This window comes from Arthrobacter sulfonylureivorans (assembly GCF_047607445.1).
Lineage (GTDB): Bacteria > Actinomycetota > Actinomycetes > Actinomycetales > Micrococcaceae > Crystallibacter > Crystallibacter sulfonylureivorans_A.
In genome coordinates, this window is record NZ_JBLKRT010000001.1 from 101,669 (window position 1) to 113,075 (window position 11,407).

General features: G+C 67.5%; 9 protein-coding genes. 5 read left to right on the top strand and 4 right to left on the bottom strand.

All coding sequences use genetic code 11. The features are described from left to right. Positions 1 to 13: 13 nt before the first annotated feature. Both ACMX2H_RS00450 and ACMX2H_RS00455 read right to left on the bottom strand, forming a co-directional pair. A complete protein-coding gene (locus ACMX2H_RS00450) occupies positions 14 to 634 on the bottom strand; it encodes an Rv3235 family protein (protein WP_414958450.1) in 621 nt (206 codons plus the stop codon). A gap of 37 nt (positions 635 to 671) precedes the next feature. After that, positions 672 to 1,382 (bottom strand): LysM peptidoglycan-binding domain-containing protein, encoded by a 711-nt coding sequence (locus ACMX2H_RS00455; protein ID WP_414958451.1) that lies wholly within the window; start codon positions 1,380 to 1,382, stop codon positions 672 to 674. A 161-nt stretch (positions 1,383 to 1,543) separates the two neighbouring features. Between ACMX2H_RS00455 and ACMX2H_RS00460 the strand changes: the two genes are divergently transcribed. Beyond that, complete coding sequence (locus ACMX2H_RS00460) at positions 1,544 to 2,104, top strand: hypothetical protein (protein WP_414958452.1); 561 nt, start codon at positions 1,544 to 1,546, stop codon at positions 2,102 to 2,104. Between the two features lie 54 nt (positions 2,105 to 2,158). On the opposite strand, the gene ACMX2H_RS00465 is transcribed toward ACMX2H_RS00460, so the two are convergent. Then, on the bottom strand, positions 2,159 to 2,374 hold the full coding sequence (locus ACMX2H_RS00465; protein ID WP_414958453.1) for a helix-turn-helix domain-containing protein: 216 nt from the start codon (positions 2,372 to 2,374) through the stop codon (positions 2,159 to 2,161). A gap of 242 nt (positions 2,375 to 2,616) precedes the next feature. Here ACMX2H_RS00465 and ACMX2H_RS00470 point away from each other — a divergent pair, with 242 nt between their 5' ends. From ACMX2H_RS00470 to ACMX2H_RS00485, 4 genes are all read left to right on the top strand, one after another. After that, complete coding sequence (locus ACMX2H_RS00470) at positions 2,617 to 3,264, top strand: CpaB family protein (protein ID WP_414958454.1); 648 nt, start codon at positions 2,617 to 2,619, stop codon at positions 3,262 to 3,264. Next, positions 3,261 to 4,583 carry an AAA family ATPase gene (locus tag ACMX2H_RS00475; protein ID WP_414958455.1) on the top strand — a complete coding sequence of 441 codons (1,323 nt, stop codon included), beginning with the start codon at positions 3,261 to 3,263 and terminating at the stop codon, positions 4,581 to 4,583. Before ACMX2H_RS00470 ends, ACMX2H_RS00475 begins: the two co-directional genes overlap by 4 nt. 70 nt (positions 4,584 to 4,653) lie before the next feature. Next, entirely contained in the window at positions 4,654 to 9,486 is a 4,833-nt protein-coding gene (locus ACMX2H_RS00480) for an NAD-glutamate dehydrogenase (protein ID WP_414958456.1), read from the top strand. A 1-nt stretch (position 9,487) separates the two neighbouring features. Then, positions 9,488 to 10,963: a sensor histidine kinase gene (locus tag ACMX2H_RS00485; RefSeq protein WP_414958457.1), complete on the top strand. Its 1,476-nt coding sequence runs from the start codon at positions 9,488 to 9,490 to the stop codon at positions 10,961 to 10,963. Between the two features lie 79 nt (positions 10,964 to 11,042). On the opposite strand, the gene ACMX2H_RS00490 is transcribed toward ACMX2H_RS00485, so the two are convergent. Then, a complete protein-coding gene (locus tag ACMX2H_RS00490) occupies positions 11,043 to 11,291 on the bottom strand; it encodes a WhiB family transcriptional regulator (protein WP_086994524.1) in 249 nt (82 codons plus the stop codon). Positions 11,292 to 11,407: the final 116 nt, after the last annotated feature.

Consider the following 11,407-nt stretch of genomic DNA (forward strand, 5'->3'; position numbering starts at 1 on the left):
AGCCTGCTGGCGGTCAGCCGATTTCCAGCGCGGTGACTTTCCACAGCCCGCGGACCAGTTCCAGCCGCAGGGCTATGGCGCGTACGCGCCTGGCTTCGGCGACCACCAGCGACGCTTCGTAGGCGCCCTCGGCGGCCCGGCAGATCCGGGAGGACCTCACTAGGGTGCTGCGGTGCAGCCGCAGTGGCGCGCCGCCGGTGGACCGCAGCCTGGCTTGGTGCGCCTTGACGATGTCTGCCCGGTGCACCAGCTTTTCGTAGCTTGCGGGGTCGAGCCAGCGGGCCAACTGCTGGACAGGCCGCGTACCGGCGACCGCTTCCAGACAGGCCTGCGCCACGGACCGGGCCGTAGCCGTCACCTGGCGCACTTCGGCCTCCGCCTCCGGGTCAGCAGGGGGATGCAGCGGGACCGGCTGAGCCGCAGTCCTGGGCCCGGCTGGCCGGTCCGCTGCAGGGTCCGTTCTTCTGGGTTGCAGCCGGATGACGGGGGCGTAGTAACTGTCAGGTCCCGGCGGAGTGACCCGCCGGACCGTCAGCGGCCGGGGCGCTCCGCTGGCGGGTGCCAGCGCGCCGGCCTGGTCCGCAGCTTCCGCGTGTTCTGCTGGTAGCGCCGGGAGCCGTCGTACGTTGTCCATGTCCTGCCCTTTCTTTCCACTGGTGGTGCCTGGTGTCCTATCGCGGCGGGGGAACGGCGAGAACCTGTCCCGGCCGGATCAGTGAGGGGTCTTGGCCGATGGTGACCCGGTTGGCGGCATGCCAGTCCGGCCACCGTTCGGCTATTTCCACATCCGTCGCCAGCGGGCCGAGCTCGGCAGCCGCGAGCTGCCACAGGGAGTCCCCGGCCACGACGGTTACGGTCCGCACGCTGCGAGGGTCATGCCGTGTGAGCGGTTTGGCGACCAGGCCGGGTGACGCCGCCGGAGGGGCGGGTTGCCACGCAGGGTCCACGGCGTCGCCGGCGGGACCAGCCGGTTGCCACCGTGGATCGATGACACCCGCATCGGCTGGGGCGGTGGAAGCCTGCGGTCCAGCCCCGCCCGCCTCAGCGGAACCATGGGCGACCGGAAGAACCAACAGGTTCAGTCCGACGACAGCGCCCGCCAACCGCAGCAGGAAAGCCGGACTCGCTGCGGCGGAGAGCGCTGCCAGCCGAAGGTGTCCGGACTTCGCCAACATGGCGCCGGCGGCAGCTGCCGAGAGGCCCAGGAGAAGCCAGCACAGCACAGCGGCACCGGCCCCGAGGGACAGAAGCGCCAGTGCGTCCTGGTAGTTGCGCGGCGGCCACAACGAACCGGGGCTGATCCTCGTCCCGGCGAGGATCAGCACCGCGCCGCTTGCCGTGATCAGCCCGGTGGTGACGAGATCGGAGATCGTTCTGCGCATCGGATGCCTTTCCCTGCCCGTCTGAATGGTCTTTGGTGTCATTTGATGTTGTTTAGTGACGTTTGAATGCCAGAGAGTTCATAGCGTGGCATTCAGTACAGTTGGTTGTAAAGGGCTGTGGACGATTGACGTTGTTTAGCTGGCGTTCTTAGGCTTGCGCCATGCGATGGGACGCCCTGTTCGAGGATCTGGAGGCGCAGTTGCACGCCGCAGACCGGCTGGAACTGGAAGCCGAGGTCAACGAACGCGCCCGGATTGAGCTGGCCGCCGTGGATCTCGCCAACAGGCTGCGCGGACAACTGGGGACACAGCTGCGCGTCAGCGTCGGCAACCAGCTCGGGTTCGACGGAGCGCTCTCCCACGTCGGGTCTACTTGGCTGGTACTCAACGAGGGCAGCCGGAGCGTGCTCGTGCCGTTGGCTGCCGTGCAGTTGATCGAAGGCATGGGCCGGCATGCGGCGGCGGAGGCATCTGCAGCCCGCCGGCTGGGGCTCGGCTCGGCGCTGCGCGGGCTGGGCCGGGACCGAGCGGCGATCGGCGTCTATCTGGCCGGCAGTTCCGGCACGGTGGCGGCCGAGGGAGTGATCGACAGGGTCGGCGCCGATTCCTTCGACCTCGCTGCTGTGCCGTCCGGAGAGGACCGGCGCGCGGCAAACGTCCGTTCGGTTTTGACCGTGCCATTCACTGCTATTGCGGCGCTCGTTTCGCGACGCCTGACGTGACCGTGGCGTTCACGGCAGTTGCGGCACTCGTTGTGCGACGCCGTGTCCGAACGCTCACTCGGTGTTCGACTTGGCTTCTTCGATCAGCCGTCGCGTCTGCGCGTACTTGTCCTGGATGTATTGGTCCAGCACGACCTGCTCCACCCGCCACTGGCCCCGGCCGCCGATCTGTATGGCCGGCAGCTCTCCGCTGCGCACCAGGGCGTAGGTCTGGGACGAGGAAATCTGCAGTTCTTCGGCCACGTCGGCCAAAGTGAGGAACCGTGGCATGGGCAGATCCTTTGGAACGGGAACGAGTTTCCACCATTATGGCACCGTTTGATGCCGTTTGACGGAGCTGAGGCCCAGTTGTTCATACCGGGGGTTTTTCCACAGTTGGCGCCCTGTACAGGCGGGCGTGGTTCCCAAGCGGCACCGGCTCGACCAGAATGGTGCCACCCGCGGTCCCGGGGCACAGGTTCGGACCGCAGCATCGCTGTCCGTCCGGGCGCGGGGGACTGAGGGGGAGAACCTTGACCGCTGCCATCGCGGAAAAAGCCGCAGCGCCACGCTTGAAGCGCCCGTCCTGGAAAGACCCACGGCTGCTGGTGGGACTGCTGCTGGTGCTGGCTTCAGTCGCCGGGGTCTCCGCGCTGGTGGCCACGGCGGACCAGACCGTAGGTGTCTTGGCGGCCAAGACGGACCTTGCGGTGGGCCAGCCCGTCTCCGCTGATGACCTGATGGTTGTGGACGTCAGGTTGGGCGAGGCCGCATCCCGCTACCTGCCGGCGGACACCGGGTTGCCGGCAGGCGCGGTCGCCACCGGGCTGGTCCGCGGCGGGGAACTGCTGCCGGCGTCGGTGCTGGGCACAGCTGACGCCCTGGACCGGAAACCAATCGGACTGAACATTGACAGCCCGCTGCCGGAGGGCGCCGGCCCCGGCTCCAGGGTGGACGTCTGGGTGTCCATGCCCGATGGCCGCAACGGCTTCGACCAGCCGGAACGGCTGCTCGCCGCGGCCGAGGTGTCGCAGTTGGCCGACGCCGCCTCGGCGTTCGGTTCGTCGGGTGCGGAACGGCTGCACGTGCTGGTCGGTGATGACTCCATGCCGGCGCTGCTGCACGCGCTTGCCAATGGTGCCCGCATCACGGTGGTGCTCAATCCCGGCGGCACGTCGTGAGCCTGCCGGTGCTGACCCTGGGCACGGCGGCCGCGGACTTCGTTTCCGGGCTGGAGCGGCTGCACGGGCCGGTGACGGTGGTCCGGCGCTGCACCGAACTGGCGGAAATGCTGGCGGCGGCGCAGTCCGGACTGGCCCGGGCTGCCATTGTCGCCGGCCAAACCCAGGACCTTGACGGCGGGGTGGTGGAGCGGCTGCACAGCGCAGAGGTCTCCGTGGTGGCGCTCACCGACGACGACGGCGAACGGCGCCGGCTTGAGGGGCTTGGTATCCGCACCGGCGCCGAATCGGTCGAGCCTGAGGCCTTGGCAGCCCTGGTAGCCGAGTCGGCCGCCCAGCTGCAGGGCTTAGGGGCACCGGCCCAAGCAGCGGGGTCCGGCACCCAGCGACTGGTGGGGCTGGCCGACCCAGCCAGGGCACTGCAGCCACGCGACGCCGACCCTGTGCCACCCGGACTGCCGGCCGCGCAGGGCGAACTGGTGGCGGTGTGGGGTCCGGCCGGGGCTCCCGGCCGCACCACGGTGGCGGTCAACCTCGCCGCCGAATTCGCAGCCGCCGGGCAACGCGCGCTGCTGGTTGATGCGGATACCTATGGGGCAAGCGTGGCGGCTTTCCTGGGCCTGCTGGACGAATCTGCGGCCTTGGCCCACGCCTGCCGGATGGCGGACCAGGGCGTGCTGGACCGGGAGGCCTTCGAGCGGGTCTGCCTGAAGGTGGCGGTGACCGGCACGACGCTGCGGGTGCTGACCGGGATTACCCGGGTGGACCGCTGGACCGAGCTGCGGCCAGCGGCTTTGGCAACCGTGCTGGAGCTGGCGCGCGGCGTGGCGGACGTCGTCGTGGTGGATTGCGGGTTTTCGCTGGAACACGACGAGGAGCTGAGCTTCGATTCGATGGCTCCGCGGCGCAACGGTGCCACCTTGCGGGTGCTGGAACTCGCCGACCGGGTGGTGGCCGTGGGAAGCGCCGATGCGGTCGGGCTGCCGCGCCTGGTGCGGGCCCTGGACGAACTGGAACACGCCGTGCCTTCAGCGTCCGCGGAGGTGGTGCTCAACAAGGTCCGGTCGGCGGCAGTGGGTGCCCGGCCGGAGGCACAGTTGCGGGAAGCGTGGGAACGGTTCGGGCCGGTGCGCGAAATCCGTGCCCTGCTCCCGGCCGATCCGGCGGCCGCCGACGCCGCGTTGCTGGGCGGCTCGGTCCTGCTGGAGTCTGCGCCGAACTCCGCGCTGCGCCATGCCATCGCCGGGTTGGCAGGCAGCCAACTGCAGGCACCGAGGCGGGGACTCCGCCGTCGGGCCTTGGCCAAAGTGAAGTTTTGAACCTGCCGGGTTAGGCTTGCGAAAGGACCGCAAAGGCGCGGTTTGGACACACCTATCGGAGGCGTTTTACATGTCGACTGGATCCAGCATGGCGGATCTGTCCAGCTCAGCAACGAACGATGAGGAATTCATCGCCAAATACTACGAGCACCTGGCCGCGGACGATGCGGCCAGCTACAGTCCCGATGTGCTCAGTTCCCGGGCGCTGGCACACCGCGACCTGGCCGCCCACCGGCCGCCGGCCCAACCAGTGATCGGGATCCACGACGAACCCGACGCCAGCGTCGTCATGATCGTCACCGATGACATGCCGTTCCTGGTGGATTCCGTCACGGCCGAGGTGGTCCGGCATGGCATCGCCATCCGGATGATCATGCACCCCACTTTTGTGGCAACCCGCGATCGGGACAGCCACAACCTGACCGGCGTGGAGCGGGTTCCAACCAGCGCCGGAGTCTCCAGCGGCGACACGGCGGCGCTGCCCAACCTGGCCTCGTTCGAGGCCGGCGGCGACAAGGTCCTGCGGATCGAATCCTGGATGGCGGTGGAAACCGCCCGGATCGACCCGGCGAAGGCCGCGGAGCTGGAAGCCGGGCTCAAGAGCGTGCTGGCTGACGTCCGCGCCTCGGTTGAGGACTGGCCGGCCATGCGGCGGCAGGTGCGGCAGGTCGCCGCGTCGCTGGATTCGGTGGTCGGCGCCGAGGAGGTACCGGACCTGGATGAGGCCAAGGCCCTGCTGGAATGGCTCGACGACGGCAATTTCACCTTCCTGGGCTACCGCGAGTACGACCTCGTGACCCAGGACGGCGAGGATGTCCTGCTGGTCCGCCAGGACAGCGGCCTGGGCATGATGCGCCGCACCAGCGATGCACGGCGCGTCCAGCACCTCACCGCAGAAGGCCGCGCCAGGGCTCGGGAGAAGCGCGCCCTGGTGATCACCAAGGCGAACTCGCGTTCCACCGTGCACCGCGCCGCGTATCTGGACTACATCGGAGTCAAAAGCTTCGACGCGCAGGGCAACGTCGACGGCGAGCGCCGCTTTATCGGCCTCTTCGCCACCAGCGCCTACAACCGCTCGGTGAAGAGCGTCCCGATTGTCCGGCAGAAGGTCGCGGCAGTGCTGCGGCACAGCGGTTTCCCGGCCGATTCCCACTCCGGCAAGGACCTGCTCTCGATCCTGGAAACCTATCCGCGCGACGAGTTGTTCCAGATGGACACCGAGGAGCTGGCCGCAACGGCGATGGGCATCCTGCGGCTGCAGGAGCGGCGCCGGACCCGTCTGTTCCTGCGTGCCGACGTCTACGGCCGGTTTGTCTCCGCGCTGGTGTTCCTGCCGCGCGACCGCTACACCACCGCGGTCCGCCTGCGCATCCAGGACGAGCTGCGCCGCACTTTTGACCCCCAGAGCATTGACTACGAGGCGCGGATGTCCGAATCCGCCCTGGCCCGGCTGTTTTTCCGCATCCGGCTGAAGCGGGACTCCGCGGTGCCCAAGGTGGATGCCGCAGACCTTGAGCGCCGGCTGGCGCAGGCCTCCCGGTCCTGGTCGGAGGGCATCGACGAGGTGCTCCGCGCGAACTTCGACGCCGAGAGCGCCGCCCGGCTTTCGGCGGACTGGAAGGATGCGTTCCCGCCCAGCTACCGGGTGGACTATGAAGTGGAAGACGCGCTGGAAGACATCAGCCGCTTCCGCAGCTACGAAGACGGCGAAGCCGGGGCCGCCCCGGTCCTGCATGTCTATGTGCCGGAGAAGCGGAACGATGTGCTGGCCGCCGACGCCCGGCTGAAGCTGTACTTGCCGGAAGCGCGGTCGCTGAGCAACATCATGCCGGTGCTGCAGAACACTGGCCTGGAAGTGCTGGACGAGCGGCCGTTTGAGATCCTGACGGCCGGCGGCGAGGACTACTTCCTGTACGACTTCGGCCTCCGGTACCCTGCCGGCGTTGATCCCATCGCCACCGGCGGCCTGCTCGAAGAAGCCTTCGGCGCCGCCATCACCGGGCTCAGCGAATCGGACGGCTTCGACCGCCTGGTGTTGGCCGAGGGAATCGGCTGGCGCCAGGTGGCTGTGCTGCGCGCCTACACCCGCTATTTGCGCCAGCTGGGCAACCTGGTGTCCTACGCGTTCGTTTCGGACACGCTGTTGGCCAACCCCGCCGTGGCCCGGGCACTGCTGGCGGTGTTCAACACCACCTTTGATCCGGATCTCGACGGTGACCGCGAGGCCGCTATCGAGGCTGCCCGTTCCGACCTGGCAGCTGGCCTGGAAGCCGTGCCGACCCTGGACGCCGATCGGGTGCTGCGCTCGCTGGCCAATCTGATCGAGGCAACGCTGCGCACCAACTATTTCCAGAACAAGCCGTACTTCAGTTTCAAAATCAGTCCCGCGCAGATTGAAGGAGCACCGTTCCCGCGGCCGAAGTATGAGATCTGGGTCTATTCGCCGCGCGTCGAAGGCGTCCACCTGCGGTTCGGCGACGTGGCCCGCGGCGGCCTGCGCTGGTCCGACCGGCGCGAGGATTTCCGCACCGAAATCCTTGGACTGGTCAAGGCACAGACGGTCAAGAACGCGGTGATCGTGCCGACCGGCGCCAAGGGCGGGTTCTACGCCAAGCGACTGCCGGACCCGACGGTGGATCGCGCGGCCTGGATGGCGGAAGGACAGGACAGCTACCGCACCTTCATCCGCGGCTTGCTGGACATCACCGACAACCTGGTCCGGACCGAATCCGGCCAGGAAGTGGTGCCACCCGAGCGGGTGGTTCGGATGGACGGCGACGATACCTATCTGGTGGTCGCAGCCGACAAGGGAACCGCGAGCTTCTCCGACATCGCCAACGACATCTCGTTGGAGTACGGACACTGGCTGGGCGACGCCTTCGCATCCGGCGGCTCGGTGGGCTACGACCACAAGGAAATGGGCATCACTGCCCGCGGCGCGTGGGAATCGGTCAAGCGGCACTTCAGCGAACTCGGCGTCGACACACAGGCCGAGGATTTCACCGTCGTCGGGGTGGGAGACATGAGCGGCGACGTGTTCGGTAACGGGATGCTGCTGTCCGAGCACATCCGGCTGGTCGCTGCCTTCGACCACCGGCACATCTTCCTGGACCCGGACCCCGACGCCGCTGCCTCCTTCAAGGAGCGCCGCCGGCTGTTCGAGCTGCCCCGGTCGTCCTGGGCCGACTACGACGACAAACTGATCAGCACCGGTGGCGGGGTCTACCCGCGGTCGGTGAAGTCGATTCCGGTCTCCGAGCAGGTCCGGGCCGTGCTCGGATTGGACCCGCAGGTCACCAGCATGAGCCCGCCCGAACTGCTGCAGGCCATCCTGCGCGCGCCGGTGGATCTGCTGTACAACGGCGGCATCGGCACCTACGTGAAGGCGTCGACCGAGTCGAATGCCGAGGTGGGGGACAAGGCCAATGACGCCATCCGGGTGAACGGTAACGAGCTCCGGGTCAAGGTGATCGGCGAGGGCGGCAACCTGGGCATGACCCAGCGCGGACGGATCGAAGCCGCCAGCCAGGGGATCATCCTCAACACCGACGCCATCGACAACTCCGCCGGTGTGGACTGCTCCGACCACGAGGTCAACATCAAGATTTTGGTGGACCAGATGGTCGCCGCCGGGAAACTGCCGATGGCGGAGCGGGCCGACCTGCTGCACTCGATGACCGAGGAAGTCGGCCGGCTGGTGATCCAGGACAACATCGACCAGAACGTCCTGCTGCTCAATGACCGCCAGCAGATTATCAAGGCAAGCCCGAGCTTCGAACGCCTGATGGACTGGCTGGAGAACCATGCGGAACTGGACCGGCAGCTGGAGGCGCTGCCGACCACCGAAGAACTGCACGAACGGATCGACGCCGGCCTGGGCCTGACCTCGCCGGAGCTGTCCGTGCTGGCGGCCTACGCCAAGATTGAATTGACCCATGCGCTGAGCATCAGCAATTTGGCCGACGACCCGTACTTCGATCGTGTATTGCGCGGCTACTTCCCGCAAGAGTTGGTGGAGCGGTTCGGCGACGACCTGTCCGGCCACCCGCTGCGACGGGAAATCATTGCCACCGTGGTGGCCAACGACATGATCAACATGGGCGGCATTACCTTCGCCTTCCGCGTCTTGGAGGAGACCTCGGTCTCGGAGGCCGAGGTGGCACGGGCCTTCGTGGCGCTGCGCGAGATCTTTGAATTCGACAAGCTCGTGGAGGAGCTGAACGAGCTGCCGGCCAGCTTCCCGACGGAGCTGTGGTGCACGGTGCACCTGGACATGCGCCGTCTGCTGGACAGGACGGTGCGCTGGTACATCAACCATGTTGACAGCGGCACGCCGGTTGCCGAGGGCATCGCCGCGTTCAAGCCCCAGATGGACCCGTTGCGCAGCCAACTGGTCAAGTACCTGCGCGGTGAGGACCTGGAACGGGTGCGCGGATGGCTTGCCAGGGCGGAAGAGCGGGGGCTTCCCGAGGAGATCGCCCGGCAGTGGGCCGAGCAGTTCGAGAGCTTCGGGTTGCTCGACGTCGCCCGGATCGCCGGGCAGGTGGACGAACCGGTCGAGTCGGTCGCACACGTCTACTACACGATCTACGACCGGTTCGACGTCGACAATTTGCTTGAACGCATCACGGCACTGCCGCGGGAGGACCGCTGGCAGTCGCTGGCCCGGGCCGCCATGCGCGACGATCTGTACACCACGGTCACCGACATCACCGTTGCGGTGATGCAAAGCACCCGGCCGGACGAGCAGGCAGAAGCCAGGCTCGACGAGTGGGAGCAGGCCAACGCCGAGAACATCAAGCGTGCCAGGGACATGTTCGAAGAAGTGAACAAGCTTGAGCAAGACGACATGGCCTCCTTGTCGGTGGCCTTGCGCCTGATGCGTTCGACAGTGCGGCGGTAGCTTGGCGATCTTCACCGACCCCATCCGCGACTACGCCGATTTCCGGCCGGGCGATGCAGAGTGGCTGCATCTGCTGGTCGGCGACTGGCAGTTGATCGCGGACCTGGCCTTCGCCGATCTGGCCCTCTGGTTCCCGACGCCGGACGGCAGCTACGTGGCCCTGGCACACGTGCGGCCGTCGACCACCCACACCGTGTTCCACCGCGACTTTGTCGGGGAGCGCATCCGCGCGGACCTGAAGCCGCTGGTGGACGCGGCGCGGGAGTCGCAGACGATCGAGCGGTCGTCGGAGGCCGACTGGACCACGGAGATGGCCATGCGCGTCGAAGCGGTTCCCATGGTCCGCAACGGCCGGACCCTGGCGATCGTGACATCGCACATGGACCTGTCCAGCTCCCGGATGCCGTCCAGGCTGGAGCTGACCTACCGGCAGTGCGCCTACGATCTGCTGAAGATGGGCACGCTGGGATTGTGGCCGGACTTCGCGTCTCCGACCGGGTCGCGCCGCGGCGCTCCCCGTGTCGGAGACGGGCTGATCCGGCTGGACGCCGACGGAGTGGTGGAGTACGCCAGCCCGAACGGCGTCTCCGCCTTCCGCCGGCTCGGCGACGTCGAGTCCTTGGAAGGCCGTTCCCTCGCGGAAGTGACCACGGCCCTGCTCAAGGACCGCCGGATGGTCGATGAGACCCTGCCGTTGGTCGTGACCGGACGCATGCCATGGCGCACCGAGATCGAATCCCGCGGCGTTTCGCTCTCGCTCCGGGCCATCCCGTTGAGGAACGAACGGGAGCGGTTCGGCGCCCTGGTGCTCTGCCGGGACGTCTCCGAACTGCGCCGGCGGGAGATGGAGCTGGTCTCGAAGGACGCCACCATTCGGGAGATCCACCACCGGGTGAAGAACAATTTGCAGACGGTGGCGGCGCTGCTGCGCATGCAATCGCGGCGGATGGTCAGCGACGAGGCCAAGCAGGGGCTCGAGCAGGCCATGCGTCGCGTGGCAACGATCGCGTTGGTGCACGAGACGCTCTCGCAGGGCCTGGCGCAGAACGTCGACTTCGACGAACTGATCGGCCGGCAGTTCCGGCTCTCGGCGGAAGTCGCTTCACCCACCCAGTCCGTCCGCACTGAACGCAGCGGCGAGTTCGGCGAGTTGCCCAGCGAATTCGCCACCCCACTGGCGCTGGTCATCAACGAATTGGTCACCAACGCCGTCGAGCACGGCTTGGCCGGGCGGCACGGCACGGTCCTGCTGACGGCCGAGCGGTCCCGGCGTGGAGAAGAAGAGCTGCTCACCGTCTCGGTGGAAGACGACGGTGTGGGGCTGCCCGATGAACCTCGGCGGGAGGGCCTGGGGCTGCAGATTGTGCGGACCCTGGTCACCAGCGAACTGGGCGGCCGGATCGAATGGACGGCCCGGGAGGGTGGCGGAACCTGCGTGCGAATCGATCTGGTGCTGAAATACAACGCGGCCCGTTAGGCCGGAGCCTGCCGGGCCTGGAGACACCAGAGGCCGCTGCCGGTATCGGCAGCGGCCTCTGGTAAAACCTGGGTTCGGGTCAGGACGCCCGACGGGCCCGGGCAGCGCGGCGCTTGAGCGCACGGCGCTCGTCCTCGCTCATGCCGCCCCACACACCGGCGTCCTGGCCGGATTCGATGGCCCACTGCAGGCAGGTATCGATTACCGGGCAGCGTCGGCATACGCTCTTGGCCTCTTCGATCTGCAGGAGTGCCGGCCCGGTGTTCCCCACGGGGAAGAACAGTTCGGGGTCCTTATCCAGGCATGCCGCGCGGCTACGCCAATCCATGCTGATCACATACTCCTCTAAATGGTGTCCGGGTTAAATAGTGTCCGGCTGGGGGATTCGTGAAAACATTCACGAACAGAGTCACAGAAAAGGGAGCCGGACCGGCCCCCTTTGCT